This is a genomic window from Paenibacillus glycanilyticus, assembly GCF_023715145.1.
GTDB classification, from domain to species: domain Bacteria; phylum Bacillota; class Bacilli; order Paenibacillales; family Paenibacillaceae; genus Pristimantibacillus; species Pristimantibacillus glycanilyticus_A.
In genome coordinates this window covers 487,323-513,885 of the sequence record NZ_JAMBNP010000004.1, presented here as the reverse complement: position 1 = coordinate 513,885, position 26,563 = coordinate 487,323, and the positions used below count along the sequence as shown (strand labels likewise).

The 26,563-nt window shown below is 52.6% G+C and carries 25 protein-coding genes; 22 read left to right on the top strand and 3 right to left on the bottom strand.

Going from position 1 to position 26,563, the window contains the following annotated elements; translation table 11 throughout:
• The first annotated feature begins 99 nt into the window (after positions 1–99).
• Both M3194_RS14825 and M3194_RS14820 read left to right on the top strand, forming a co-directional pair.
• Positions 100–1,170 carry a glucosaminidase domain-containing protein gene (locus M3194_RS14825; RefSeq protein WP_251654842.1) on the top strand — a complete coding sequence of 357 codons (1,071 nt, stop codon included), beginning with the start codon at positions 100–102 and terminating at the stop codon, positions 1,168–1,170.
• An 82-nt stretch (positions 1,171–1,252) separates the two neighbouring features.
• Positions 1,253–1,750, top strand: a complete 498-nt coding sequence (locus M3194_RS14820; RefSeq protein ID WP_251654841.1) for a LysM peptidoglycan-binding domain-containing protein — start codon at positions 1,253–1,255, stop codon at positions 1,748–1,750.
• A gap of 73 nt (positions 1,751–1,823) precedes the next feature.
• On the opposite strand, the gene M3194_RS14815 is transcribed toward M3194_RS14820, so the two are convergent.
• Complete coding sequence (locus M3194_RS14815; protein WP_251654840.1) at positions 1,824–2,957, bottom strand: hypothetical protein; 1,134 nt, start codon at positions 2,955–2,957, stop codon at positions 1,824–1,826.
• A gap of 118 nt (positions 2,958–3,075) precedes the next feature.
• On the opposite strand from M3194_RS14815, the gene M3194_RS14810 reads away from it, so the two are divergent.
• The 4 genes from M3194_RS14810 to M3194_RS14795 all read left to right on the top strand — a co-directional run bounded on the left by M3194_RS14810 (position 3,076) and on the right by M3194_RS14795 (position 6,485).
• Positions 3,076–4,056, top strand: a complete 981-nt coding sequence (locus M3194_RS14810; RefSeq protein WP_251654839.1) for a VanW family protein — start codon at positions 3,076–3,078, stop codon at positions 4,054–4,056.
• The gene (locus M3194_RS14805) at positions 4,053–5,300 is read left to right on the top strand and encodes a TolB family protein (protein ID WP_251654838.1); all 1,248 of its coding nucleotides are present in this window, start codon (positions 4,053–4,055) and stop codon (positions 5,298–5,300) included. Before M3194_RS14810 ends, M3194_RS14805 begins: the two co-directional genes overlap by 4 nt.
• Positions 5,301–5,694: 394 nt before the next feature.
• Positions 5,695–6,021 carry an L-rhamnose mutarotase gene (locus M3194_RS14800; RefSeq protein WP_397334323.1) on the top strand — a complete coding sequence of 109 codons (327 nt, stop codon included), beginning with the start codon at positions 5,695–5,697 and terminating at the stop codon, positions 6,019–6,021.
• A 158-nt stretch (positions 6,022–6,179) separates the two neighbouring features.
• A complete protein-coding gene (locus tag M3194_RS14795; protein ID WP_251654837.1) occupies positions 6,180–6,485 on the top strand; it encodes a DivIVA domain-containing protein in 306 nt (101 codons plus the stop codon).
• A 65-nt stretch (positions 6,486–6,550) separates the two neighbouring features.
• Here the strand turns inward: M3194_RS14795 and M3194_RS14790 are convergent, their stop codons facing one another.
• Positions 6,551–7,990: a DEAD/DEAH box helicase gene (locus M3194_RS14790; RefSeq protein WP_285889287.1), complete on the bottom strand. Its 1,440-nt coding sequence runs from the start codon at positions 7,988–7,990 to the stop codon at positions 6,551–6,553.
• A gap of 109 nt (positions 7,991–8,099) precedes the next feature.
• Between M3194_RS14790 and M3194_RS14785 the strand changes: the two genes are divergently transcribed.
• From M3194_RS14785 to M3194_RS14760, 6 genes are all read left to right on the top strand, one after another.
• Complete coding sequence (locus tag M3194_RS14785) at positions 8,100–9,671, top strand: ABC-F family ATP-binding cassette domain-containing protein (protein WP_251654835.1); 1,572 nt, start codon at positions 8,100–8,102, stop codon at positions 9,669–9,671.
• Between the two features lie 204 nt (positions 9,672–9,875).
• Positions 9,876–11,030 (top strand): serine hydrolase domain-containing protein, encoded by a 1,155-nt coding sequence (locus tag M3194_RS14780; protein WP_251654834.1) that lies wholly within the window; start codon positions 9,876–9,878, stop codon positions 11,028–11,030.
• 27 nt (positions 11,031–11,057) lie between these two features.
• Complete coding sequence (locus M3194_RS14775; protein ID WP_251654833.1) at positions 11,058–12,245, top strand: serine hydrolase domain-containing protein; 1,188 nt, start codon at positions 11,058–11,060, stop codon at positions 12,243–12,245.
• Positions 12,242–13,051 (top strand): ABC transporter permease, encoded by an 810-nt coding sequence (locus M3194_RS14770; RefSeq protein ID WP_251654832.1) that lies wholly within the window; start codon positions 12,242–12,244, stop codon positions 13,049–13,051. The genes M3194_RS14775 and M3194_RS14770 overlap by 4 nt, the downstream gene beginning before the upstream one ends.
• A complete protein-coding gene (locus M3194_RS14765) occupies positions 13,048–13,824 on the top strand; it encodes an ABC transporter permease (RefSeq protein ID WP_251654831.1) in 777 nt (258 codons plus the stop codon). Before M3194_RS14770 ends, M3194_RS14765 begins: the two co-directional genes overlap by 4 nt.
• Positions 13,825–13,858: 34 nt before the next feature.
• A complete protein-coding gene (locus tag M3194_RS14760) occupies positions 13,859–14,860 on the top strand; it encodes an ABC transporter ATP-binding protein (RefSeq protein WP_251654830.1) in 1,002 nt (333 codons plus the stop codon).
• 45 nt (positions 14,861–14,905) lie between these two features.
• On the opposite strand, the gene M3194_RS14755 is transcribed toward M3194_RS14760, so the two are convergent.
• Positions 14,906–15,043, bottom strand: a complete 138-nt coding sequence (locus M3194_RS14755; protein ID WP_251654829.1) for a hypothetical protein — start codon at positions 15,041–15,043, stop codon at positions 14,906–14,908.
• 143 nt (positions 15,044–15,186) lie between these two features.
• On the opposite strand from M3194_RS14755, the gene M3194_RS14750 reads away from it, so the two are divergent.
• From M3194_RS14750 to M3194_RS14705, 10 genes are all read left to right on the top strand, one after another.
• Entirely contained in the window at positions 15,187–15,954 is a 768-nt protein-coding gene (locus tag M3194_RS14750) for a MerR family transcriptional regulator (protein WP_251654828.1), read from the top strand.
• 188 nt (positions 15,955–16,142) lie between these two features.
• Positions 16,143–17,261, top strand: coding sequence for an acyl-CoA dehydrogenase family protein (locus tag M3194_RS14745; RefSeq protein ID WP_251654827.1), 1,119 nt, complete (start codon positions 16,143–16,145; stop codon positions 17,259–17,261).
• Between the two features lie 14 nt (positions 17,262–17,275).
• Positions 17,276–18,454: an acetyl-CoA C-acetyltransferase gene (locus M3194_RS14740; RefSeq protein WP_251654826.1), complete on the top strand. Its 1,179-nt coding sequence runs from the start codon at positions 17,276–17,278 to the stop codon at positions 18,452–18,454.
• Positions 18,455–18,475: 21 nt separating this feature from the next.
• Positions 18,476–19,339: a 3-hydroxyacyl-CoA dehydrogenase family protein gene (locus tag M3194_RS14735; protein WP_251654825.1), complete on the top strand. Its 864-nt coding sequence runs from the start codon at positions 18,476–18,478 to the stop codon at positions 19,337–19,339.
• Between the two features lie 27 nt (positions 19,340–19,366).
• Positions 19,367–20,491 carry an acyl-CoA dehydrogenase family protein gene (locus M3194_RS14730; protein WP_251654824.1) on the top strand — a complete coding sequence of 375 codons (1,125 nt, stop codon included), beginning with the start codon at positions 19,367–19,369 and terminating at the stop codon, positions 20,489–20,491.
• On the top strand, positions 20,488–21,402 hold the full coding sequence (gene prpB / locus M3194_RS14725) for a methylisocitrate lyase (protein ID WP_251654823.1): 915 nt from the start codon (positions 20,488–20,490) through the stop codon (positions 21,400–21,402). Before M3194_RS14730 ends, prpB begins: the two co-directional genes overlap by 4 nt.
• On the top strand, positions 21,403–22,521 hold the full coding sequence (locus M3194_RS14720) for a citrate synthase/methylcitrate synthase (protein ID WP_251654822.1): 1,119 nt from the start codon (positions 21,403–21,405) through the stop codon (positions 22,519–22,521).
• Positions 22,522–22,556: 35 nt separating this feature from the next.
• On the top strand, positions 22,557–23,999 hold the full coding sequence (locus tag M3194_RS14715) for a bifunctional 2-methylcitrate dehydratase/aconitate hydratase (protein ID WP_251654821.1): 1,443 nt from the start codon (positions 22,557–22,559) through the stop codon (positions 23,997–23,999).
• A 119-nt stretch (positions 24,000–24,118) separates the two neighbouring features.
• A complete protein-coding gene (locus tag M3194_RS14710) occupies positions 24,119–25,675 on the top strand; it encodes an ABC-F family ATP-binding cassette domain-containing protein (RefSeq protein ID WP_251654820.1) in 1,557 nt (518 codons plus the stop codon).
• An 86-nt stretch (positions 25,676–25,761) separates the two neighbouring features.
• Positions 25,762–26,502, top strand: coding sequence for an MOSC domain-containing protein (locus M3194_RS14705; RefSeq protein ID WP_251654819.1), 741 nt, complete (start codon positions 25,762–25,764; stop codon positions 26,500–26,502).
• The last annotated feature ends 61 nt before the right edge of the window (positions 26,503–26,563 follow it).

Sequence of the window (26,563 nt, the reverse complement as noted above, 5' to 3'; positions counted from 1 at the left end):
CAGGATATATGACACGTTTTTCAAATCCTCCTATGTACAATCTAACCTATACCACAGCAGGTATGTCTGATTTACAAAAACGAGGGAAGAGGTGTAACGATGCATACAAAATTAAATCGTCAAGTGCTCTTATATGTACTTTGTATAGCTTTGTTCATGACCTTGGGCACGCGTTTTTTACCTTCAAATAAAGTATCTGCCGAAGTTACGCATGATTTATCATCCGCTCATCTGACTATTGACGAAGGCAATATCGTGGCGAGTGAAGCCTTGCAGCTGTTCACTCCGCAACTGCCGGAAGCCGCCGGTCTCAACCAGTCGGAGAGGCAGGAAGCCATTCTGCCGGAGCCTGAGCCTAGTACCATCCCCGAAGTACATAGTGCGATCGCGCCTGCCTCTGTGGAAGAACCGCCTGTACATACATATGAAGTAACCGCGTATTACCTCAACGTCCGCGAACAGCCGGATGCAAACTCCAATATTATTCAAGTTCTGAAGCAAGGCGACACCGTCAAGGTGGATCATACAACGGATAATGGATGGCTTGCACTAAGCGGTCAAGGGTTTGTCCATGGGCGTTACGCGGAACGGGTTGAAGGAAAAGAGACGGCAACAGCCAAATCCGTTGGTGAAGTTAAAGCGCAATCTCTGGCAAAAGCGAAAACAATCGCGGTCGAAGCGCCGCTTAACGATACCTTGGAGATTAAACCCGTTCTAGAATTGCCGTCGAAGCCGGAGAGGCCGTCATCCGCGGTGGAATCGGAATCGGGCCTTACCGAAGAGCATATAGCGAAGTTGTTTGAGAAAACGGCTCTGGCCAACCATGGATTGGAGAAAGCCATCCTCGATATTGAAGAGGAATACGGCATCAATGCCTATTTTACAATCGCCGTTATGAAGCTGGAGAGCGGCAACGGCAAGAGTACGCTTGCCAAGAAGAAGAACAATCTGTTTGGGCTTAACGCGATAGACAGCGATAAGTACAATAAAGCATTTTCCTTCGCAACGAAGGGAGACAGCGTCCGCAAATTCGGCCAGCTGCTGGCAAGGAATTATATTAATAAAGGCTTCACGACAATAGATAAGGTAGCGAGCAAGTATTGCCCGGCCAATCCAAAGTGGGCGAGTCTGGTTATGAATATTATGAAACGAGACTATAAGAAGCTATAGTTAACTTAAAACGGAAGCTAGGAACCTTTTGGCCCAAGATTCAATAAGTTATATAGTCAAATGACTATGTAACGGAGGTAAAATGATGGATAATCGTGGCTTTGTTCCTTTTGGAGGCGGCTTTGGAGGCGGAGGTTTTGGCGGAGGCTTCCGCCCACCATTCCGGCCATTCCCGCATCCTTTCTTCCCTGGGCGTTTCCTGTACCCGTTTTTCTTCTTCTCGCCGTTCTTCTTCCCATTCATCCGGGAAGACGACCGCAACTACTACTACGCTCATCATCAAGTGCAGACAGGGGATACGATGGAGCAAATCGCTCATGCGTACAATATTCCGGGCTCGCTCCTGGAAGAAGCTAATCTGCACATTGCGAATCCAAAATCGCTGAAGCATGGCGAGACTGTTGTTATTCCGCGTATTTCTAATATGTATTGCCACAAAACGTACATGGATATGCCGTCTACTCAATCGCTTTCCCAAGCACAGCCTAATGCTCAACCAAACGCAGTTAGCCCAAACATGGTAAGCCCGAATATGGCTAATCCCAATATGCACGGGGCTTCCGTAAATGGCCCCTTCTAAGATACAAAAACAAAAACAACGTCTGTCACCTTCGGCCAAGAAGGGAGCGGACGTTGTTTATTTGTTTATTTGATCAAGAGATTGTTAATTCTTTCATCTCCCAAGGGCTGACCGGACTTGTTCGAACGAACTGGGAGTGGAATTGAAGCAGCCTTTTGCCCCGGGTCGCATGCAGAATTTCCGCTTCCAGCTGAATCTCTGACAACAATGATTCCTGACCGGGAAGCTCGCGGCCATCCTTTTTGCGAATGGAGCGCCAATCCTGTTTCTGTTGCAATAACGCCACAGACTGCTCACTGGACAGCCCTTCGGTCAATAGCCGGACCATCTCGGGATCTTCATGATGGAGCGCTTCGATCAAGCTCTGCCCGAGCCGGTAAGGCGAAGAGTCGGCAAAATAAGGACGCAGCATCCCGGCTGCTTTATGGACCATAAGCTGATGCGGCAGATCCGGTGCATCGGATTTATGGGTGGAGCTGTTAAGGAAATGCACGCAAAAATGCCCCGAAAATCCGTTCTCCGGTATTCCGTCTCCGCCATGCGGCATTCCGTTCATGGAAGCCGCGATCTGCTTACCGTCCTTTTCCGCAATAACGGCTTTCCGGTCCCAGGTCCAGCCCTTGTTGTAAATTTGCTTCATAATTTCCGTATCTGCCTTGGTTACCGGCTGAACATCGGCATGATCATGACCTGCTCTTCGCTGTACCCGGAAGGACAAGCCGGTTTCCATATCCTTGATGACAAAAATGGCCTTGCGGGAGAACAGCTTCTCGGCCTCCTGCCAATCGAGCAGCTTGCCGTAATGGCGCTCGCGCAAAGCAGCGGCCGCCTGATTCAGCTTAGCCTCTGCTTTTGCAGGAAGGATTAGCAGCTTCCTCCGATTGTCGTCCCATAACCGGCCGCTGGAATCCACGCGAAGAAGAAGGGACGTGGATGCTTCCCGGGAAATATACAGATCGGTCAATCGCGGTGTCTCGTCGGATGCCTGCCAACTTGGTGAATTAACGGCGTTCACGAAATCGGAATCGTTAATTACGATATGGTCCTCGAAGAGAGCGGAGGGACTTGTTCTTACGGACAACAGCAGGCTGGCAGCCGATCGGCTCTCGCCATGACTAGATTTCGCGTAAACGGCATTCCCGGGCATCGATGCCAGGACGAGCAATACCATGAAGATTCCGCAAGCCATCCAACGGGTAAATCGCATAAAAAGCATAATTTCCTCCTGTTTCAAAATAATTCAAGCGTCTGCGAACCATACTATCCCTTGTCCATTATTATTCTCGGGTGTAATGGCGCTTATGTGACGATAGGAGAAGTGAGGAATGGGATTAAACGGAATCTGGATAGCTGGCCTTGCTATCTTATTGCAGCAGCCAGTACAACCGCCATCGCAGCCTGAGCAGACGCCTGCAGGTTCAGAGGAATTAACCATTGAGCACCGCGGACAACCGCTTGCCCGCATTAAACGGCAGGAATACGGTCTTCCGGGGACCTCGTTTCTGGATATAGGGAAATTTAACAAGCTGCAGTCCAAGCTGGAAAAGCATATCAACAATCCTCCCGTGAATGCCTATATCGGTGACCGGGGCCATATTGTGGCTGAGAAGCCGGGGTATCAGCTTGACCGCGATCGATTTGCTGCGCAGTTCTACGGTTATTTCTTCAATAATGAGCCATCCGCGATCGATGTTCCTCTCACGCCAGTGCATGCGAAGGTGGACAGCGAACTGCTGGCCAGCATTAAGGAGAAAGCGATTGGCCATTATGTCACTTATTACAACAGCAACAATAAGAACCGCTCGCATAACATCTCTCTGGCTGCCAAAGCGATATCCAATGCCGTCGTATTTCCCGGAGAGACCTTCTCCTTTAACCGGACGGTTGGACAGCGAACCATGGAGAAGGGGTATTTGAGTGCTCCGGTTATCGTCCGGGGAGAGCTGTCGGAAGGAGTTGGAGGCGGCATCTGCCAAGTCTCCTCGACGTTGTACAATGCGATTGACAGCGCAGGACTAAAGATCGTTCAGCGGTATTCGCACAGCCGCCATGTTCCGTACGTGATGCCGGGACGCGATGCCACGGTCAGCTGGGACGGGCCGGATTTCGTATTTCAGAATCAGTATAATCAGCCGATTCTGATTCGGGCTTTTGCCGGCAGCGGACGCGTCTTCGTATCCGTCTATTCTTCCGAGCTTATCGAATACAAACACCGCGATGTACCTAGCATGTCCAAGAAAATGCCGGAGGAAATCGCGTTAAAATCGAGGCAATTGCAAGACAGCCACAAGGAGGTGCAACCATGAGGAAACGGCTCGCGGGATTGATTATCGCTGCAGCTGTCGGCGTACAGATGGTTATGGCAACCGGAGCAGCGGCAGAAGGGGAGCTGGATGCGCTGCAGGCGGGATTTATCCGAAACAATAATCTGTGGCTGGCTGTGAAAGAGGTTCAAAAGCCGCTGACGAAACAAGAGTACATCCGGAGTCCGCAATGGTCGGATGACGGGAAATGGATGACTTTCCTGCGAGGAGAGAACCGCCCTGAGGTTTGGACGTACGAAGCGGCAACCGGCGGTATGCGCAAGCTCGGAGAGGGCTCCAATGTGAAATGGGCTCCGGGCGGCCATCGTCTGGCGATTCTGTCCGGAAGAATGCTCAGCGTCATGTCGGCGGACCGGCCAAATGATCATTCGCAGGAGCAGATCATGGATAATGCCGGAGAGTTCTCCTGGCTGCCGGATGGCAGCGGGCTGCTTGTATCTACGGCGCCCGAACTGCGGCCCGAAGGCGGGTGGGACCCCATTGAACTCTATGTCCTAAAGCCAGGCGGTCCATCAGCAGCCTGGACCAAGCAGCTGTTCTACCGCCTGCCTGGCCAATCGGATGATTTCTTCGCCATTCAGACAAGCCCGTTCAAATGGTCGCCTGACGGCAGCTGGATTGCTTTTATCGCGAAACCGACGGCATCTTTGTCCTCCGATGCCAATGCGCTAATTCTGCTGTCCTCGGATGGCAGGAGCTTTGTTAAAGCGGGAGAGATGTTAGGCTATACGGATTGGTTTCAGTGGGCTCCGGCAAGCAATAAGCTTGCTTTCGTCGATGGGACGGGCAGAGATGCGTCTTTAAACAAGAAGCTCACTATCCTGGAGGATATTGCTGCCTTAACCAAGCATGTTGTCACCCCAGCCGGTTATGCGGATAATGATTTTGCCTGGGATCGCGAAGACGCGCTAATTGTATCCCGGAGAAAAGAAGCGGCATGGTCAAGCGACGAAGAGGAGAGAACGCTGCCTGTATTGACAAGAGTGGATCTTCGTACCGGACGGCATAAAAACTTGACCAGGGCCATTGACGGTTACGGAGACTATGCTCCAACAATCATGAAGAACGGGCTGCTGGCTTATATTCAGGCGGGACAAGGATCTGCGGAGGTTAAGCTGCTGAAGGCAGGCGCCCGAAGTTCAATAACTTGGATTCCCAAGCTGACTGCTGCAGAGGATTACTACGGCAGGAGCAATTGGAGCGAGATGCTTGATTATCTGGAATAAATGGATTGGCCGGAACCCTGGAGTTCCGGCCAATTTGGCTTCAAGCGGAGTCTAGCCTGTCGAAGGGCTGTTTGGAACATGGCCTTTCTGGTTGCGGTTCCGGTCCGTTGAGCCCGCCACATTATTTTCAGCTTCTAAAGAGTTGAACTGCAGTGCATGCATTTTACCTTGGAAAGACCGTCGTTTATTATGCGACATAATCGGAATTCCTCCCTGCGATAGAATGGCGCCTACATCCTGTGGCGAGTTTAGAATGCCCGCAGATCGCAAGGAATATCGGGAGAAAAATCTTCTCTTTACACCATGACATGGATGACATATATTGAACCTTGTCCGTACAAATGTAAACGTCTTCACAAATGGGCAATAAGAACGCATGAAGGAGAGGATGCACTTGGAGAACAGCAATAAATTCGCATGGACCTGGAAAATCAAAGAGGAAATGCTTGAGGAATATGTAGCGATGCATCTGGCGCCTTGGCCGGAGATTATGGCAGAGCATACGAGGGCGGGCTTCCGGAATTATTCGATCTTTCAGAATGGCAACCAATTTTTCTACTGCTTCGAATGCGACGATGTAGAGAAGGCGTTCGGCATTATCGCCGAGAGCGAGCCATGCAACCGTTGGAACGCGATTACCTCGCAAATGGTGGAGGGCTCCTTCGACTTCCGGGAAGCGGAACCGATCCGGCCGATGAGAGAAGTATTTTATCTGAAATAATCCTAAATGAACTTATCCGGGACTGCTTGGCGCTCATGGGCGTTAAGCGGTTCTTTTTTGTTGCTGGAAGCCATTGCTTTGCAGAAAGTCGAAATTCGTCGTATTATATAGATTAGGTGTCATTCGATTTATTGAAGTCTGAGAGGAGCATTTATACGATGAGCGAGTTGAGTCAATACGGAATCCAATTAACGGCGCAAACAATACATGCTAAGCAATTCGAAAAGAAAATGAGAGGCTACAACCAGGAGCAAGTGGACGAGTTTCTCGATGAGATCATCAAGGACTACAGCCGCATGCAGGAGCTGATCGTGAAGTTCGAAGCGGATCTGGCGAACATACATAAAGAACTGATGAAGGACAAGGAAGCCTTTGATTACTTTATGATCAAGCGCCGACTGGAAGATCTGGAACAGCGCGTATTCGGGGAAAAGAGAGAGACGCTCCGTCCTCGCGTATTCTAGTTGGCAGGAAGCAAACAGCCGCTTGGCTCTATGGGAATAGAGCCAAGCGGCTGTTTTGTTGTCCTCTATTTGTTCGCTCGGCGAACCTTTAACTGCTTGCCTTTTACCGTCGTATTCTTCATCAGCTCTAGCACAAGCGACCCTTTGCCGTTCAGAATCTCAACGTCGGTCACATGGTCGAGAATGGTAATAATGCCAATGTCGTCGGCCGTTACGCCTTCAAGCTTGGCGATAGTCCCCACGAAGTCCACGGCTCTAAATTTCTTTTTCTTCCCGCCATTGAAGTTCAGCTTCATAATTTGCTTGTTCAGCTGCTCGCGGCGGTCTTTTTTTAGCTCCGCTCCGACGTTGATTTTGCGTTCGAAATCCTCCCGGCGAAGGTCGACGGCTTCTTCAGACGGAGCCTTCACTCTCGGAATGGCGAATCCAATGTAGTCTTCAATCTCTGCCAGCCGTCTGCCGTCATTGGGCGCGAGGAAGGTAATCGCCGTTCCGTTCTTGCCGGCACGGCCCGTGCGTCCGGTACGATGCACATAGCTCTCCTTCTCCAGCGGGATATCGTAGTTGATGACATGGGTGATATTCGTAATGTCGATACCTCGCGCCGCCACGTCCGTCGCAATCAGGTAACGGAATTGACCTCTCCTGAACGCATTCATGACCTCAAAGCGCTCTTCCTGCTCCAAACCGCCGTGGATGCGGTCGCATGGATAGTCCTGCTCGGCCATTGCGCGGAACAGCTTATCGACATTCTCCTGGGTCCGGCAAAAAATGATGCAGCTGTCCGGATTTTCCACAACGAGCACATCCTGAAGCAAAGCTAGCTTGTCTGCTTCCTTCACTTCGATAAGGGAATGTTCGATGGTGGCCGTCGTTAACCCGCTTGCCTGGATCTCGATTCGGGCAGGGTTGTCCATGTACCGGCGCGACAGCTGGGCAACATCCTCAGGGAAGGTAGCGGAAAATAACATCGTTACCCGGTCCTTCGGCAGGGCTTGTATGATCGCTTGTACTTGTTCGATAAACCCCATATTCAGCATTTCGTCGGCTTCATCAATGACGAGATAGGCAAGCTTATCCAGCGCAAGCGTACCGCGCTCGATATGGTCGAATACCCGTCCCGGCGTCCCAACCACCACATGCGTTCTTTGCTTCAGCTCCGCTTTTTGAATATGAAACGGGGATTTGCCGTAAAGTGCGGCTGCTTTAATTCGCTTAAACCGGCCGATATTCGCAATGTCTTCCGTAACCTGAACCGCCAGTTCGCGGGTTGGCGTTAAGATTAATGCCTGGGGCTTATTCTCGTTCCATTCCACGAGCTCGCAGAGCGGAATGCCGTATGCGGCCGTTTTGCCGCTGCCGGTTTGCGATTTGACGACCAAATCTTTTTTCGCGAGCGCGATGGGAATGACCTTCGACTGCACTTCTGTCGGGGTGTCAAAGCCCAAGCTATTTAGTGCCGTCGTAATTTCTTTGCTTAAATCTTTGAATGCTGTCATCTTCAACCTCTTCTGCATTTGATCTACACCGTACATTCTACATATACTTGTTCATTATACCCGGAAATGAGCCCGATAGTGTTATAATCGTTAGACGAACGGAAGGATGATAGAGATGAGCGTAATTAGGCTGGAGAACGTAACGAAGAAATATGAAGACGCCATGATCTTTCGCGATATTTATTTTCGCCTGAGTCAAGGAGAGCGTGTTGGACTGATTGGACGGAACGGTGCCGGCAAGTCGACGGTATTTAAGCTGATTATGGGAAAAGACGAGCCGACGTCCGGGAAGGTTGAAATCGATCCGCAAGTGAAGATCGGGTACTTCTCGCAGTTCTCGGAGCTTAGCGGCAGCTTATCCGTTCAGCAAGAGCTGGAGATGTGCTTTGCGGAGGTCGCGCTTATTGAGCGAGAGCTTCAAGAGGTCGGAGAGAAGCTGAGCACGGTTACGGATGACAGCGAAATGGACAAGCTTCTGTCGAGGCAGGCGGAGCTGTTTGAGCAAATGGAGCATCTGGACGGCTGGAACGTATCCGTTGAGATTAACACTGTGCTTACAAAGCTGGGATTCAACGATAATTCGCGTCATCAGCCGGTTGACGAGTTGTCCGGAGGCTGGAGAAACCGCGCTGCCTTGGCCAAAATGCTGATTCAAATGCCGGATGTCGTTCTGCTCGACGAGCCTACGAACTATCTGGATATAGAAGGGATCGCATGGCTGGAGCAATGGCTGTTCCGGTTCAAGGGCGCCATGATACTGGTATCGCATGATCGGCAGTTTATCGACAAGGTCGTAACGCGCACGATCGAGATTGAAAATTATCATTTCCAGGAATACGACGGCAATTATACCGATTATGTCCGCAAGAAGAAAATGCGCAAGAAGGAGCTGGACCGCCAGTTCGAATGGGAAGAGGAGCTTCTCCTGATGGAGGCCGAAGCGATTGACAGCCGCGGCAGCAAGAAATCCTCGAAGGACCGGCTTTCCCGCAAGCTGGCGGATAACAAGAAGCGGATCGAGCCGCATCCCGTTGAAGTTCTCATTACCGATATTTACGAGAAGCTGCGCTTCCCGGACAAGCTATGCGAAGTGAAGCAAATCAGCCAGACCTATGATGGCCGGCAGATCTTCCGGGATATCAGCTTCGATATTCAGAAGGAAGACCGCTTGGTCATTGCAGGCCCTAACGGGAGCGGGAAATCCACGCTCATTAAAGCGCTGACGGGGCAGGAGAAGCCGGAGGCGGGCGAAGTCGTCTGGGAGAGAGGAGTCAGCTACGCCTATTTCAACCGGATGTGGGAGGAGCTTGATCCGAAGGATTCGGTCAGCCACGCGGTGAACACGTATGGACTGGGACTTGACGCGCCGCGGAAAAAGGTGAATAAGTTCCTATCCATGCTGCAATTCTCGGAGATGGATTTAAGCAAGATGATCGGCAACCTCTCGGGCGGGCAGAAAGCACGGGTTGCGCTGGCCAAATGCCTTCTATCCGGCGCGGCCGTTATCATCTTGGACGAACCAACGAATCATTTGGATTTAACGAGCATCCAGGTCATGGAGCAGGCTTTAATTCATTTCCCGGGTGCGGTTATTACGGTCAGTCACGATCGGTTCTTTATCGATAAGATTGGGACAAAGATGCTGACTTTCGATCCGGAATCCGGTGTAACCGAGCAGCACTTATAGGGAACGCAGCATGCGGGACAAGGCACGTTTGTGCTTATGTTCCGCCTTTTTTATGCCTCTAGAAAAGTTCAAGGTTTTGAACAAATCGCAAAATATATTTTCGTTATAAGCGAAATATGCATAGACATACGAACATTCGTACCCTTAGAATAGGGATATGTTTCCATTTTCCATCATTCTCCAAAACAGGGAGGGGTCGTTCGCATGCAAGACATGATTCACCTTCATGAAGGCTGGACGAGCGCAAGTCCGGAGGAAGCCGGCTTCGACAGAGAGAATCTTCGCCGGCTCGACGAGCATTATTCTTCTATTATTGCTAGCGGTACGATTCAAGCTGCAAGCTACATTATTGCAAGAAGAGGAAAGGTATTTGCCCACCGGTCCCTCGGCAAGCTCCGAAGCGAGGAGAACAGCGCGGATCTGCTGCCGGATTCTATCCGCAAGATTTACTCCATTACGAAAGTCTTTACGGCCGTGGCTATTCATCAGCTGATTGACCGGGGTCAAATTTTCCTGACCGAATCCGTCAGCCGGATCTTGCCCGAGCTTGATAACGATAAGCATCGCGGCATTACGATATTCCATCTGCTCACCCATACATCCGGCATTCAAGGGGATCCCGGCTTTTATACGGAGCCTTACGGTCTGCCCTGGTATGAATGGATGGCCAAAGAAGCAAGGAAGGCTTATCCGCATGTCAACTGGCTGCAGGTAGTGCTGTCCGGACCTATGCAGCGCATGCCGGGCAAGGAGTGGATTTATTGCTCCAGCGGGTACGCGATTTTAGGCGAGGTTATCGCCAGGGTATCCGGGAAGTCCTATGAGCAGTACATACAAGATGAGATACTGGCTCCGCTTGGCTTAACAAGCACTTTTTTCAGCGTGCCCGAGGAGCGGAGGGATTCGGTCTGCTGTACGAATGATTGGGAGAAAAACCAGATATATAATCCGCGCGAGCGGACAGCCGAAATGCCCAACGTGGCAGGCAACGGTCTATACTCGTCGCTCGAGGATCTGTGGAAGTTTGGTCAGATGATGCTGGACGGCGGTATCGGCAACGGCAGGCGAGTCTTGTCTAAACGATCCATCGAGCTGCAAACGACAAATCATTTGAACGGTCTAACAAGCAGAGGCTGGGGGAATCTCCATACCGATTTCAAATACGGTCTAGGCTGGTCGGTGGATCATTATGACCTGGCTAGCCAAGGCACCTTCTCGCATGAAGGCTATGGTCATTGCGGCTTGTACGTGGACCCGGTTGAAGAATTGGTATTCGCATTTTTTGCTCCCAGCCATAAAGGATACACCAATGAATCCGTCTTAACGCCGCGCGCCATTGTATGGTCGGGCTTGGAATAATAAATCCCATGTACAGGAGGGCTGCCCATGACAACATCGGGCGTGTATGCAGCAATTCAGCCGCAGGAGACCGGATTTGATCCGGATGCGCGGCTTCGGTTGGAAGAGCATTTCAAGAAGCTGATTAAGCGGGAACAGATTCAAAGCGCAGCGTATCTTCTCTCCGCGAAGGGCAAGGTCTTCGCGAAAGGCGCATATGGACAGCTCAAATATAATGATCCGGATTCGGCGTACAAGGAAGATACGATCCGCAAAATCGCGTCGGTGACCAAGCTGTTTACCGCAACGGCGATTTTCCAGCTGGTGGAGCAGGGGAAGCTGTTTCTAAGACAGTCGGTCTCGGAGTGGATCGAGGAATTCAAGAACCCTACGTACGACAAAATTCAAATCTGGCATCTGCTCACTCATACTTCGGGACTTCATGCCGATGTCGGATACTTCCAGGAACCTTATCCAAGAGGCTGGTGGGATGTCCTGTTTGCTTTCGAGCCGGAGACGGAAGGTCCCTTTGCCATAACTGATCCGGAAGAGCTGGAGAAGCAGCGCCGCGGCCAGTGGCTCAGGGCTTTATTATCCGGACAGCCTTTATCGGCACCTGGTGCGGAGTGGAGCTACTCCTCTGCCGGATTTTGCGTGCTTGGCGAGATCGTAACGCGCGCGAGCGGAATTCCGTTCGAACAGTACGTGATGGAGAAGATTGTTCAGCCGCTAGGCATGAACCGCACTTTCTTCGTTATACCTCAGGAGCTGCATGACGAGGTATGCTGGATTAATGAGCAAGAGGTGAATCGGGATACCAAGCAGCAAGACCGCAGTTATGGTCCTCCAAGAGCAGGCGGCGGCATGAGTTCGACGCTTGCGGATTTATACCGTTTCGGCCAGATGCTGTTGAACAAAGGCACGCTTGACGGGGTTAAGATCTTATCTCGCAAGTCGGTCGAGAAGATGAGCACGAATGTCTTGAACAGCGGGATTGAAGGCTTTTGCTGGGGCGGGCGAATCAAGAATTTCACCTATGGACTAGGCGCGAATCTGACCGGTCACGATGATTGGCTGCCGGTTGGCTCCTATGGACATGAAGGAGCGGGACGCTGCAAGCTGCTTGTGGACCCGCAGCATCAATCCGTCGCGGTCTTCTTTGTTCCTTCTAATACGGATTGGTGTCCGGAGTCGATTAACGGTACGCAGAACATTATCGGCTCCGGCTGGCTGTGAAGCGGCTGACCGCCGTCATTTCCGCGATCGGATTCGCTACCTATAAGGAGTGGGCGGCGTTCCGGTCGCATATGGCGGCTTCGCTCCTGGTTGGTCCGGTAATGTTCCTCGTACAGGTCTTTATTTGGAAGGCCGTCTATCAGGGGCATGATACGATAAACGGATTGACGTATCAACAAATGCTTACCTATTACGGCGTGGCGAGCCTCATTCATTATATTTCGTTTGATTTCGCGGATTGGAACCTGCAGATGCTCGTGCGAAGCGGGAAGTTCGTCACCTTCGCCCTGAGGCCGCTGCCGCATTGGCTGTTTGCGCTCGCTCAGAAGATCGGTCATCGCTCGCTGGCCATATGGGTTGAAGTGCTGCCGGTGCTCTTGCTGTTCATCTTTGTCTTTGGCGTGAATCTGCAGCCTGCGGCACCAGGATGGGCGCTTCTTTCGATTATGTTCAGCTTCCTGATGAACTTTATGGTCAATTATTGCGTCGGGCTGACGGCCTTCTGGCTCGTCAGGGCAGAAGGGATCCGCCGGGTCTTCCTGTTGCTGAAGGATATTTGCGCGGGGGTATTCATTCCGCTGTCCTTTTTCCCGGAGGTTCTGCAGAAGATTCTGTTCTTCCTGCCCTTCCAGTTTATTACCTATCTTCCTGCCAGGGTATATGGAGGAGAATACGAGCTTGCCGGTATTCGTCTGTCCCTTGCGCAAGCAGTAGGACTTCAAGCTGTCGCTGTTGCCGCAACCGCTCTCGCGATGACTCTCCTGTACAACGCAGCAATGAGAAGATTCACGGGGGTGGGCGTATGAAGGAGAGCTTGCTCGGGGCTGTAATAAGAACGAAATTTGCGGAGCAATTGGCCTATCGCAGTCATTTCATCATCAGCGTTGTCATGCTCGTTATTGGTGATCTTGTTGTTCCGCTGGTCACCTTGCTCGTGTATAAGTCCGGTGCGTCGTTCCCCGGATGGACCATCCATGAGGCGCTGCTTATCCAAGCGGTATTTGCCTTGTCGAAGGGGATTGCGTTTCCGTTCTTCTTCGGGATGGTAGGCACGACGCTTGGCCATGTCCGTGAAGGCACCTTCGACTTGCTGCTGCTCCGGCCGCGGCCTGTCATGCTGATGGCGATGATTACCGGCTTTGATCCCGATGATTTCGGGCGGCTGTTCAGCGGCGCGGTTCTATTCGTCTACGCGTTAAGCGGGATGGCGATGCCGGGTGGGGAAGCATGGCTTCAATTCGGCTTGCTCTTCCTGGCATCGGTAACCATGCTGTGCGCGGTGTCTCTGTTCCTCTCCGGCATGTTGTTCCGCTGGGTTGGCAGCAGCCGCGTCTTTGATATCTTCGATGCCTTTACAAGCTTTGGCATGTATCCGGGCACGATCTTCTCGAAGTCGCTGCAAAATATCTTAACCTACATCCTGCCTATAGGACTCATTGCCTTTGTTCCTGCGGAAGCGCTGCTTGGCAGAAGCGGCTGGACAGGTCTGTGGGCATTGCTGCCCGCTGCAGGCTTCCTGCTGCTCGGAATGGGGTACTGGAACCGCATGCTTCGAGGGTATACAAGCGCAGGCGGATAATGGTTAACGACGGATAGGGAGGATGCAAGACGATATGATTGAAGTTCGCAATTTGACAAAAACCTATATGACCCATGAACGCGGCCACACCTTTCGGGAAGTGACACGCAACTTGATCAAACGGCCGATGAAGGAAATCAAGGCTGTTCACGACTTGTCTTTTACGGTGCCGCAAGGCGAGATGCTTGCTTTTCTTGGTCCTAACGGAGCAGGCAAGTCGACCACGCTAAAAATACTGACGGGTGTTCTTCATCCTACCGCCGGTGAAGTGAAGGCACTCGGGCTTATTCCCTGGAAGCAAAGGCGGCAATATGTCGGCAGGATTGGGGCTGTATTTGGCCAGAAATCGCAGCTGCTCTGGGATATTCCGCCGGTGGATGCCTTTTATATGAACAAAGCCATCTACGGGGTGCCGGAACAGCAATATAAGTCGACGCTGGATGAGCTCACCGAGCTGCTGAACGTTGGAAGCATTATCCGGAAGCCGACGCGTCAGCTCTCGCTTGGCGAACGGATGAAATGCGAATTCATAATGGCGATGCTGCATCGCCCGGAGATTGTATTCTTAGATGAACCAACGATTGGACTGGATATGATCGCGAAGGAGAACATCCGTCATTTTATCCGGAGCATGAACAGCCAGGGCGTCACCTTCATTCTGACTACGCATGATCTGGAGGATGTAGAGATGCTGGCGGAAAGAGTTATTGTGATCAATCACGGCGAAATTGTGGTGGATGATTCGCTTGGCGTCTTGAGAAGCCGGCTGGGAGACAAGAAGTCCGTTCGATTGACTACGGAAGCCGTGGTGCCTGATATTCGCGTTCAGGGCATTACGATCACTGAACGGATGGGTCCGCTCGAAATCGCGCTGGAGATTGACACGACTCTGTTGCCTTTAAAAAGATTTATTCGGGAATTCAATGAAGTCTACGGTATCGTCGATATGGCGATTGACGCGATTCCTATCGAATCGATTATGAAAGAGCTGTATATGAATGATTCGGCTGTTGAGACAGCCGCAGGGAAAGCTTGAACGTTGAAAAGGGCTGCCGTATGAGGCAGCCCTTCCTTCGTTTCGTCATTTGCAGTTGTTTTTGTTGCTGTTCTTCTTAGGAACCGATCCTGAGTTATCCGCCAGCTTATCGCCAAATTGATCAAGGCGCGATGGACTAGCTGCAGGCCCGTCATTATCCGGCTTATTGTTGCGTCCAGTCATGATTTCTCACCTCCAACCCTACTAGATTGAGCGGACGGGAATCAATTCATGCATGGTATCATCAACTTAAGAAAAAGCTGATAAATGCCGTTGACTTTGACGTTGCGTCAAGGTGTAAAGTGAGGTTGTCGGGAGGTGAGCAGATGGAATATACCGTACAGAAGCTGGGACAGCTCGCCGGTGTCAGCACAAGAACGCTGCGGTATTACGATGAACTCGGACTATTGAAGCCGGCAAGAGTCAGTTCATCCGGATACCGGATTTATGGCGAAGCGGAGGTTGATCTGCTGCAGCAGATATTATTTTTCCGCGAGCTTGGAATAGGTCTTGAACAAATCAAGCAGATCGTTACCGATCCTTCCTTTGACAAGACCAACGCCCTGAAGGAGCACCACGAGCAGCTTCTCGACCGTAGGCGGCAGCTGGATGTCCTCATCCGGAATGTCGAGCAGTCCATTGAACATGCGGGAGGGAAAATAAAAATGTCCGATAAACAGAAGTTTGAAGGCTTCAAGCAGAAGCTGATTGATGAGAATGAGAAGAAATACGGCAAGGAAATCCGGGAGAAATACGGCGATGATACGGTGAATGCGTCCAACGCCAAGCTGAGCAACATGACGCAGGAGCAGTTTGAAGAAGTGACTCAGCTGTCCGAGGAAATCAAGACCACCTTAGCCGAAGCCTTTGTAACAGGGGATCCTGCGGGCGAGCTGGCGCAAAAAACAGCCGATCTTCATAAACGCTGGCTGTGCTATTATTGGAAAGAATATTCGAAGGAAGCCCATGCCGGGCTTGCCCAAATGTATGTCGATGACGAGCGCTTCACCGCTTATTACGATACCGATCGGCCTGGAACGGCAGCTTTTCTGAGAGATGCCATTCATATTTATGCCGGAGTGAAGCAGCCGTAACCTATTATTTCTCCGCAGCCCTACGGGCAACGGTCATAATGCGGAGATCACCGCATATGTGCACCGCAGCTCTATGGAGCTGCGGTTTTTTGTTATGTGCGGCATGTTAACGGAAGGCCCCCTCATATATTGAAGTAGGCTCGGAATCCGTCGAAAGTTTGTCCTTTTGCAGAAAGGGGGAGGGGGAGATGCGGTTTCAGCTGGACGAGGAATACGAGCTGACCCGTTCGGCAGTGAGGGATTTTGCAGATGCTGAAGTAGCCCGGGGAGCGGCCGATCGGGATGAGTTCGAACGGGTTGATCGAGATTTGTTCAAAAGCATGGCCGAGATGGGGTTGACGGGAATTCCGATTGCCGAACGATGGGGCGGCGCGGGAAGCGATGCCTTGGCGTATGCCATCGTCCTGGAGGAGCTGGCACGTGTCTGTGCCTCAACCGCTGCCGTTCTTCATGCGCATACGATGGCATCATGGGTGGTCAGCCAATATGGTCAGCATGAGCTGCGCGAGGAAAAGTTAACGCCATTAACTACAGGGGCGAGAATGGGCACGCTCGCTGTCTGCGATCAGCCATTAAGGCTTAAAAGATTGGCTCAGAGCTCCTATCAATTAAACGGCTGTATTTCGTCCGTTGATCTGGCAGGTACGGCAGATGATTATATCCTTCTCGTCAAACACCGGAACGGCCGATTGTCGCTTGGGGTCGCTCCCGCCCATGCTGGCTCCTCCGGCATCAGCATGGGTCCAACGGCTAACAAGTTAGGGTTAAGAGGAGTGCCTTCCGCAAATCTGCAATTTAATTCCGGCATCTGCTCATTATTTAATGTGGTTAAAGAAAGTAATGGCCAATCTGAATTGGCGGCGGATTCGCATATCATTAACGCCATTAATGAAATGAGGGAGATCGGCCTTGCAGCGCAAGCGACGGGGATTGCCCAAGGGGCTCTCGAGGCTGCGCTTGCTTACGCAAAGGAACGGACCCAATTCGGCAAACCGATTGGCCTCCAGCAGGGCATTGCATTCAAGCTGGCTGATATGGCGGCGAATGTGGAGGCATCAAGGTGGCTTGTCTATGAAGCAGCCTGGTTACGGGATAGAGGGAAGGAAGGCAGCGGGAAGGCTGCCATGGCAAAGCTTTTTGCAATCAAGCATGCTGCAGCCATTGCAGTTGAAGCCGTGCAGATTTTCGGAGGTTACGGCTATATGCGCGAGTATCGCGTTGAGAGGTATTTGCGGGATGCCAAAAGTCTAGAAGCAGGCGGGGAAAATTCGTATTCGGCGATATTGGCCAGCCTGGAGGCGGAATAGGAGGAGCTGACGGCATGTCTACACGACAGTCTGTCATTGTAGCGGGGGCTAGAACGGCCTTTGGTAAATTTGGCGGCCAGTTCAAAGCTGTTCCCGCGGTTCAGCTTGGCGCTTCGGTGATTGAAGGAGCGCTGCAGAGATCCGGCATCAATGCCGATCAGGTCGAAGGCGTCATTATGGGGATGGTGCTTCAGGCAGGCGCGGGTCAAATTCCATCCCGGCAGGCTGCTAGACTGGCTGGTCTGAGCTGGGATGTTCCATCGGAGACGATAAACAAGGTTTGTGCATCCGGCCTACGAGCCATAACGGCGGCAGATCAAATGATCCGCTCCGGAGATGCTCATATTCTGGTTGCGGGCGGCATGGAAAGCATGAGCCGCGCGCCATATGCGGTCCCATCGGCCAGATGGGGAGCAAGAATGGGAAATGCGGCAATTGTTGATTTGATGAATAATGACGGTTTATTCTGCGCCTTCCATCAGGTACCGATGGGCTCGCTTGGCAACCGGGTGGCGGATGAATTCAAGATTGGCCGCAAAGAACAGGATGAATGGGCGCTGCGAAGCCATATCCGTGCGGTAGCTGCACAGCAGAATGGCCGTTTCGCCGAAGAGATTGTAACCATTACTCTGGACGATGGAACAAAAGCGGGAAGTGATGAGTGCCCTCGTCCGGACACGGATGCGGCTAAGCTTGCGAAGTTAAAGCCAGCCTTCGACAAAACCGGGACCATAACAGCCGGTAATGCCCCCGGCGTTAACGACGGCGCTGCCGCGGTTACGGTTATGTCGGCGGAGGAGGCCTCGCGCCAAGGGATAATGCCGCTTGCCACTATCCTTGGTCACGCTTCAGCCGGCGCTGAAGCGGCTTATCTGGCGACCGTTCCGGCTCTGGCCATCCGCAGGCTATTAAAGAAGACGGGAATACCAATCGAGCGAATTGATCTGTTTGAAGTAAATGAAGCCTTTGCCTCCGTTGTGCTGATCAGCGGTCAAATGCTGGGCTGGGATCCTGAGAAGGTCAACGTCAACGGCGGTGCCATAGCGCTAGGGCATCCGATTGGAGCAAGCGGCGCCCGTATCGTCCTGACGCTAATTCACGAGCTGAAGAGGCGGGGAGGCGGACTAGGCATCGCGGCTATATGCAGCGGCGGTGCGCAAGGCGACGCGATCCTGCTGCAGGTAGAAGGATGAACGAATTAGAGGTGAGGGGTTATGGAGCTGGTACAGCGTATCCGCCAGGTAACCGTGCTTGGGGCCGGGCAAATGGGAAGCGGTATCGCCCAGACACTGGCGCAAAGCGGGTATACAACGGCGCTATACGATATTTCCGATGCTGCGGTTGAGCGAGGAATGGGAGCTATCGCGAGTTCGCTTGACCGTTTGATGAACAAAGGGCGTCTGTCTCCGGAGCAGAGGGATGCCGCATGGCTCAAGCTTACACCGGTCACCACGCTTGATTCCTGCCGTAACTCGGATTTTGTAATTGAGGCAGTTCCGGAGCAGCTTGAGCTGAAGCAGAAGCTTTTCCGGGAATTAGATCGCTTATGTCCGCCCGAGACCATCCTTGCGACAAACACCTCTTCGCTGTCGATCACAGTAATTGCAGGGGTAACTAAACGCCCCTCGCAGGTGATCGGCATGCATTTCATGAATCCGGTGCCTCTTATGCCGCTGGTGGAAGTCATTCGGGGACTTGCGACTTCAGAGGACACGTTGACAACGACCGTTTCGTTAGCCGAAGCACTCGGGAAGACGGCGATCCGGGCGGAGGATTATCCGGGCTTTATCTCCAACCGCATCTTGATGCCGATGATTAACGAAGCGGTCTATGCGGTCTATGAAGGAGTTGCTTCGCCCGAAGCGGTAGACCAGATCATGAAGCTGGGCATGAATCATCCGATGGGTCCTCTGACGCTCGCTGATTTTATTGGTCTGGATACTTGTCTGTCCATTATGGAAACGTTGCAGGAAGGGTTTGGCGATTCGAAATACCGGCCTTGTCCGCTGCTTCGCAACTATGTATCGGCCGGATGGTTAGGGAAGAAAACCGGGAGAGGTTTCTACAGCTACGATTAGAATCGCACCCGAAAGGAGCGATTGACGATGGAACTCCGGTTTACGAAGGAGCAGCAAGAGCTGCAGCACGCTATACGTCAATTTGCCGCGGCAGAGATTGCTTCAGCCGTACCGATGATGGAGTCGGAGGAGCGCTTTCCCGTTGATCTCATTAGACGTATGGCTGAGCGGCAATGGATGGGAATACCCATACCGAAGCTGTGGGGAGGAGCAGGCAAGGATTTCATCTCCTATATTATAGCGATTAACGAAGTATCGAAGGTTAGCGCGGCGGTTGGCGTTATTTTGTCGGTACATTCCTCGGTCTGCACGCTCCCTATCCTGAATTACGGGTCGGATCAGCAGCGCCAACAGTTCGTCAGGAAGCTGGCTTCGGGAGAGTGGATTGGCGCTTTTGCGCTGACAGAGCCGCATGCGGGCTCAGATGCGGCTGCGATACGAACTTCTGCCGCCAGAAAAGGCGAGGATTATGAGCTGAACGGCTCCAAGCTGTTTATTACGAATGCCGGTGCTGCCGGCGTATACCTTCTGTTCGCAGTTACGGATGCGGCCAAACGGGCAGGAGGGATCTCGGCGTTTATCGTTCCCGGCGATACGGAAGGTCTTCATATCGGGAAGCCGGAGCGGAAAATGGGCTTGCATGGCTCCAATACCTGCGAGCTTCATTTCGAGCAGCTGCGAATTCCCGCAGAGTACCGTCTTGGCCGGGAAGGCGAAGGGTTTGCGATTGCCAAAGGCTCGCTGGACGGCGGCCGGATCGGCATTGCGGCGCAAGCGTTAGGCATTGCGGAAGCTGCGATGCTGCTTCTGCGGAAGCGGCTGCAGCTGCCAAAGGGCAAGCTTCTCACTCACCGCCACGCGGAGCTGGCAGAGCTGATGGCAAGAACAGAAGCAGCCAGGCTGCTTGTCTATCGGGCGGCGTCCTTGCGACAGGACGGCAGGCCATGCACGAAGGAAGCTTCGATGGCCAAAATGTTCGCATCTGATACGGCGGTAGCGGTAACCGGTGCCGCCGTTCGGCTATTGGGGGCTGAAGGGTTGTCCAGGGATCATCCGGCAGAGCGGTTGTTCCGGGATGCCAAGGTGACGCAAATCTATGAGGGCACCAATGAGATACACCGCATTGTAATCAGCGGCAGATTGATGAAATGAAGGTGACTTTTATGACAAGTAGTCCCGGACTTAAGCTACGGGAGGCGATCCAGGAGGAACAGCCGCTTCAAGTGGCGGGAGCAATTAACGCCTATGCGGCAATGATGGCGGAGCAGGTCGGTTTCCGTGCCCTCTACTTATCGGGTGCGGGTGTCGCGAACGCCTCCTTTGGCCTTCCTGATCTTGGCATCACCACGCTTCAGGACGTGCTCGAGGATATCCGCCGGATTACGAATGTGACGGAGCTGCCGCTGCTGGTCGATATTGATACCGGCTTCGGAGGCGCCTTCCAAATTGCGCGCACGATTAAGGAGATGCAAAGAGCCGGAGCGGCTGCCGTCCATATCGAGGATCAGGTGGCGGAGAAGCGCTGCGGCCATCGGCCCAACAAGGCAATGGTCCGCACGGATGAGATGGTGGACCGCATCAAGGCAGCCGTTGATGCGAGGACAGATAGCAGCTTCGTTATTATGGCCCGTACGGATGCGCTTGCTTCGGAAGGGCTTGATGCCGCGATTGAACGCTCGCGCAAGTACGTGGAGGCAGGCGCGGATATGCTTTTTCCCGAAGCGGTGGGCAGTCTGCAGGAATATAAGCAGTTTGCCGAGGCTGTTCGGGTACCAATACTAGCGAACATAACGGAATTTGGAAGGACGCCGCTGTTCACCGCCCAAGAGCTTCGGTCGGCCGGCGTTGGTCTTGCGCTTTATCCGTTATCCGCGTTCAGGGCGATGAATGCGGCAGCGCTGCGCGTTTTCCGCGCCATCCGTGAAGAGGGCACGCAGCAGAAGGTGATTAATCTGATGCAGACCCGCGCGGAGCTGTATGATTTTCTGCACTATTACGACTATGAACATAAGCTGGATGTGCTGTTTGGGATGGAAGAGAAGGACAAGAAGGAGGAAGAGTAAATGCCCGGAGCTAAGCAAGGAGGTCTTGCGGATGTTATTGCCGGTCAGACAGGCATCTCCACAGTCGGCAAAGAGGGGAAGGGATTATCCTACCGCGGCTATTCCATCTATGAGTTAGCCCAGTTCGCAACCTTTGAAGAGACCGCTTATTTACTCCTGTACGGCTGGCTTCCAACAGCTCAGCAGCTTAACGAATTTCACAGACAGCTGGCTGACAGCCGGGAGCTGCCTCCTGCCATAGCCAGCATTCTTGAATTGCTGCCGGGAAGCACTCACCCGATGGACGTACTCCGAACCGGCATCTCTGCGCTCGCTTCCTTTGAACCGGAAGAGGAAGACCGTTTAGCCCTGGATATCGCGGTCCGGTTGCTCGGCTGCACGTCGTCGATGCTGCTGTATTGGCATCATTACCAGCATTCCGGCAAACGGATCGATACGTCCGGAAGCGGAGGAGGAATTGCCGAGCATTTCCTAAGCCTGCTCCATCAGAGAGAGCCCGATGAGCAGCATGTCAAAGCGTTGGATGTATCCCTTACCTTATACGCGGAGCATGAATTTAACGCCTCAACCTTCGCCGCCAGAGTAACGGCCTCCACGTTGTCGGATTATTATTCAGCGATTACCACGGGGATTGGCACGCTGCGCGGACCGCTGCATGGCGGCGCCAATGAGGCTGCGATGGAGCTGATCGAACGGTATGATAATCCGGAAGAAGCCGAATCGGGCATCTTGGAAGCGCTGCGGGTGAAGCAGCTGATTATGGGCTTTGGCCACCGCGTGTATTCGGTATCCGATCCGCGGTCGGATGTTATTAAGGAGTGGTCCCTTACCTTGTCGGAGCAAGCAGGAGACCGGAAGCTCTACGACATATCCGAGAGAATCGAGCAGGTGATGCGCCGGGAGAAAAAGCTGTTCCCGAATCTCGATTTCTACAGCGCCTCGGCTTATCATCATCTGGGCATTCCGACCTCCCTGTTTACGCCCGTCTTTGTTCTCTCCCGCCTGACGGGATGGTCGGCCCATATCCTGGAGCAGCGGGCAAGAAACCGGATAATCCGCCCGAGCGCGGACTATATCGGACCGGAACCGCAAGGGTGGCTGCCGCTCGAGCAGCGATAGAGGATTCTAGACCTCAAGGGAGGAGTATAGATGATATGTCTGTAACGGTTCATCATCAACGTCCGGAACCCGACCCGCTGCTGGTCGATATCGCCGATTACGTGCTTCATAAAGAGCTGACGAGCGCCGAAGCGTACGGGACAGCCAGGCTGTGTCTGATGGATACGCTCGGCTGCGGATTGTTAGCGCTGCGCTATCCGGAATGCACCAAGCTTCTGAGTCCTCTTGTGCCCGGTACGGTTGTGCCAAATGGCGCCCGAGTGCCAGGCACCTCAATCCAAGCAGATCCGGTCACGGCCGCATTCCAGATCGGCTGCCTGATCCGCTGGCTGGACTATAACGATACCTGGCTGGCGGCCGAATGGGGGCATCCATCGGATAATCTTGGCGGAATACTCGCCGCCGCCGATTATATCAGCCGCAGGAACAGAGCCGAAGGCAGCGCGGCATTAACGATGCGCGATGTGCTGACGGCAATGATTAAGGCGCATGAAATCCAAGGGATACTCGCGCTCGAGAACAGCTTCAACCGAGTGGGGCTTGATCATGTGCTGCTCGTGAAGATTGCTTCAACCGCCGTTGTCACCCAGCTTCTTGGAGGCGGCAAAGAAGAAATCATAAATGCGGTATCCCATGCCTGGCTGGATGGTCATGCTCTACGGACGTATCGTCATGCGCCGAATACCGGCTCCAGGAAATCATGGGCGGCAGGCGATGCGACAAGCCGCGCGGTATGGCTTGCTTTCATGGCACTGAGAGGGGAGATGGGGTATCCTTCCGTTCTGTCGGCTCCCGGCTGGGGCTTTCAGGATGTGCTCTTCAAAGGGAAATCGCTTGTTCAGGCGCGTCCGTTCGAATCCTATGTGATGGAGCATATCTTGTTCAAAATCTCCTATCCGGCGGAATTTCACGGACAGACCGCGGTGGAGGCTGCCATCCGCCTTCATCCGCTAGTGAAAGACCGGCTGGATAATATAGCGGCAATCGAGCTTACCACTCACGAGTCGGCTATACGCATCATAGACAAGAAAGGGCCTCTGCATAATCCGGCCGACCGGGATCATTGTCTGCAGTACATGGTTGCGATTGGTCTGCTGCACGGCGGGCTTACGGCGGATCATTATGAAGATGCTGCGGCATCTGATCCAAGAATTGATCGGTTGCGTGACAAAATGCGAGCCGTTGAGGATCCGCGTTATACGGCGGAATACCTCGCGGCGGACAAACGTTCGATCGCAAACGCGATTCAGGTCTTTTTCGCGGACGGTTCCGCAACGGATAAAATCGAGGTGGAGTATCCGATCGGCCACCGGAGAAGGAGAGGGGAGGGTATTCCGCTGCTCGTGAGTAAGTTCGCGGACAATCTGAGGACGCGGTTTCCCGCCAGACAGACGGAGAGGATCGCCGGTCTCTGTCAGGATCAGGAGGCATTGGAGCATACGGCGGTAGATCAATTTGTTGATTTATTCGTCATTTAGAGTGGCGGCCTGCCAAAGGCCGTCTTTTTTCGTGTTTTCCTGACATCCTTCATTGAGTTATAGGCCCTCTAACGCTTATAATATAACGAGAAAAAAGTTTAAAAAGAAAAGGTGCATTCATGAGTATATTAAACGTAGAAAGATTAAGCCATGGATTTGGCGACCGCGCGATTTTTAATGATGTCTCGTTCCGCTTGCTCAAAGGGGAGCATATCGGCCTGATCGGGGCGAACGGCGAAGGCAAATCGACCTTCATGAACATTATTACGGGCAAGCTCCAGCCGGATGACGGCAAGGTGGAATGGTCCAAACGGATGCGCGTTGGTTACCTTGACCAGCACGCGGTATTAAGCAAAGGACTTACGATGCGCGATGTTCTTAAAGGCGCCTTCCAATATTTGTTTGACATGGAACAAGAAATGAACGATATGTACGGCCGAATGGGCGACGTATCGCCGGAAGAACTCGAAAAGCTGCTCGAGGATGTCGGCACGATTCAGGATACGCTCACCAACCAGGACTTCTATCTGATTGATGCGAAGATCGACGAGACCGCGCGTGGACTTGGTCTGACCGATGTCGGCCTCGACAAGGACGTTCATGATCTGAGCGGCGGCCAGCGCACGAAGGTCCTGCTCGCCAAGCTGCTGCTCGAGAAGCCGGATATTCTGCTCCTCGACGAGCCTACCAACTACCTGGACGAGCAGCATATTGAATGGCTGAAGCGTTACCTGCAGGAGTATGAGAATGCCTTCATTCTGATCTCTCATGATATTCCGTTCCTGAACAGCGTAATTAACCTGATCTACCACATGGAAAATCAAGAGCTTACCCGCTATGTGGGCGACTACGATCATTTCCTGGAAGTTCATGAAATGAAGAAGCAGCAGCTCGAATCGGCGTTCAAGCGCCAGCAGCAGGAAATTTCCGAGCTGAAGGATTTCGTTGCCCGGAATAAAGCCAGCGTTGCGACGCGCAACATGGCCATGTCCAGACAGAAGAAGCTCGACAAGATGGAAGTCATTGAGCTCGCGAAGGAGAAGCCGAAGCCGCAATTCAACTTCATGGACGCAAGAGCATCCAGCAAGCTGATCTTCGAGACGAAGGATCTTGTCATCGGCTACGATTCGCCGCTTTCAAGGCCACTGAATCTCCGCATGGAGCGCGGTCAGAAGATTGCCCTCGTTGGTGCGAACGGTATCGGCAAAACAACCCTTCTGCGCAGCATTTTGGGTGAAATTCCGGCGGTTGAAGGCTCCGTTCAGCGTGGCGATATCCTTAGCATCGGTTATTTCCAGCAGGAGATGAAAGAGTCGAACAACAATACCTGCATCGACGAAATCTGGAATGAGTTCCCGTCTTATTCGCAGTTCGAAGTGCGTGCTGCTCTCGCGAAATGCGGTCTGACGACCAAGCATATCGAGAGCAAGATCGCCGTGCTCAGCGGCGGCGAGAAAGCCAAGGTACGCCTGTGCAAGCTGATCAACCGCGAGACTAACCTGCTTGTGCTCGACGAGCCGACGAACCACTTGGACGTTGACGCGAAGGAAGAGCTGGCCCGCGCGCTGAAAGCGTACAAGGGAAGCATTCTGCTGATTTCCCATGAACCGGAATTCTACAAACAAGTCGTTACCGAAACGTGGAATTGCGAAGAGTGGACAACGAAAGTATTCTAATGAATTGAGCATAATAGGAATAACTGATCCTGCCTGACAGCTTGTTGTCGGGCAGGATTTTTTTATGGCTTAAGGAGGCCGTTTGCATGAATCGGCAAAGCATTGGATATGTATCCGGGATTACCCAATATCCCGTGAAATCATTGGCTGGCAACGAATTGGAGAAGGCTGTCATCACGCCGTACGGACTTTACGGTGACCGGAGTCATGCTTTTGTGGACGAGACGAAGGAAGGCTGGAATCAGTACATAACGGCGCGGGAGGTGCCGATGATGTTAGGTCTGCATGTGGTTTTTCAAGATGGAGAGGAACGATCCGGCACGGAAGAAGAGTTCCCGCCTCTTCAAATTACCGGACATGAGGGTCAGACCTTTGGCTGGAATGAGGAGCTGCTGGCTTATCTGCAGCCCCATTCAAGGCGAACGATGGCTCTAAAACGTTACAAGCCAACGGATGAGCTGCTCGGAGTAGACGCCCGCTGTCTATTGATCATCACGGATCGCACGCTGGCCCGCTTGGAGCAAATGCTTGGCAAACCGCTCGATTCCCGGAGATTCCGGGCCAATCTCCTCGTCCGTTTATCCGATGATTACGCGGGCGATGAATACGGATGGATCGGGAAGCAGCTTCAGATCGGAGCAACGAGACTGGAGGTGGTGGAGCCTTGTGACCGCTGCTCCCTGATTACGCTGGATCCGGATACCTACGCGAGAGATGTATCAATCCTGAAAAAGGTGAATGAAGAGATGGGCTTAAACTTTGGCGTGTATGCTCAAATTGCAGAAAAGGGAGTAATCGGGATCGATGATCCAATATACCCCCTATAGGTATTTTTATTGATTGACATATATACGGGTGGGGGGTATACTGAAGCCATTCAATGATATT

Excerpts from the sequence above, each read along its gene's own strand:
- M3194_RS14810 (WP_251654839.1), top strand. The coding sequence starts at position 3,076 with ATGGGATTAAACGGAATCTGGATAGCTGGCCTTGCTATCTTATTGCAG.
- M3194_RS14785 (WP_251654835.1), top strand. The coding sequence starts at position 8,100 with ATGAGCGTAATTAGGCTGGAGAACGTAACGAAGAAATATGAAGACGCC.
- M3194_RS14735 (WP_251654825.1), top strand. The coding sequence starts at position 18,476 with ATGGAGCTGGTACAGCGTATCCGCCAGGTAACCGTGCTTGGGGCCGGG.
- M3194_RS14755 (WP_251654829.1), bottom strand. The coding sequence starts at position 15,043 with ATGACTGGACGCAACAATAAGCCGGATAATGACGGGCCTGCAGCTAGT.
- M3194_RS14720 (WP_251654822.1), top strand. The coding sequence starts at position 21,403 with ATGCCCGGAGCTAAGCAAGGAGGTCTTGCGGATGTTATTGCCGGTCAG.
- M3194_RS14730 (WP_251654824.1), top strand. The coding sequence starts at position 19,367 with ATGGAACTCCGGTTTACGAAGGAGCAGCAAGAGCTGCAGCACGCTATA.
- M3194_RS14710 (WP_251654820.1), top strand. The coding sequence starts at position 24,119 with ATGAGTATATTAAACGTAGAAAGATTAAGCCATGGATTTGGCGACCGC.
- M3194_RS14750 (WP_251654828.1), top strand. The coding sequence starts at position 15,187 with ATGGAATATACCGTACAGAAGCTGGGACAGCTCGCCGGTGTCAGCACA.
- prpB (WP_251654823.1), top strand. The coding sequence starts at position 20,488 with ATGAAGGTGACTTTTATGACAAGTAGTCCCGGACTTAAGCTACGGGAG.
- M3194_RS14740 (WP_251654826.1), top strand. The coding sequence starts at position 17,276 with ATGTCTACACGACAGTCTGTCATTGTAGCGGGGGCTAGAACGGCCTTT.
- M3194_RS14715 (WP_251654821.1), top strand. The coding sequence starts at position 22,557 with ATGTCTGTAACGGTTCATCATCAACGTCCGGAACCCGACCCGCTGCTG.
- M3194_RS14760 (WP_251654830.1), top strand. The coding sequence starts at position 13,859 with ATGATTGAAGTTCGCAATTTGACAAAAACCTATATGACCCATGAACGC.
- M3194_RS14705 (WP_251654819.1), top strand. The coding sequence starts at position 25,762 with ATGAATCGGCAAAGCATTGGATATGTATCCGGGATTACCCAATATCCC.
- M3194_RS14780 (WP_251654834.1), top strand. The coding sequence starts at position 9,876 with ATGCAAGACATGATTCACCTTCATGAAGGCTGGACGAGCGCAAGTCCG.
- M3194_RS14775 (WP_251654833.1), top strand. The coding sequence starts at position 11,058 with ATGACAACATCGGGCGTGTATGCAGCAATTCAGCCGCAGGAGACCGGA.
- M3194_RS14745 (WP_251654827.1), top strand. The coding sequence starts at position 16,143 with ATGCGGTTTCAGCTGGACGAGGAATACGAGCTGACCCGTTCGGCAGTG.
- M3194_RS14815 (WP_251654840.1), bottom strand. The coding sequence starts at position 2,957 with ATGCGATTTACCCGTTGGATGGCTTGCGGAATCTTCATGGTATTGCTC.
- M3194_RS14805 (WP_251654838.1), top strand. The coding sequence starts at position 4,053 with ATGAGGAAACGGCTCGCGGGATTGATTATCGCTGCAGCTGTCGGCGTA.
- M3194_RS14765 (WP_251654831.1), top strand. The coding sequence starts at position 13,048 with ATGAAGGAGAGCTTGCTCGGGGCTGTAATAAGAACGAAATTTGCGGAG.
- M3194_RS14825 (WP_251654842.1), top strand. The coding sequence starts at position 100 with ATGCATACAAAATTAAATCGTCAAGTGCTCTTATATGTACTTTGTATA.
- M3194_RS14795 (WP_251654837.1), top strand. The coding sequence starts at position 6,180 with ATGAGCGAGTTGAGTCAATACGGAATCCAATTAACGGCGCAAACAATA.
- M3194_RS14820 (WP_251654841.1), top strand. The coding sequence starts at position 1,253 with ATGATGGATAATCGTGGCTTTGTTCCTTTTGGAGGCGGCTTTGGAGGC.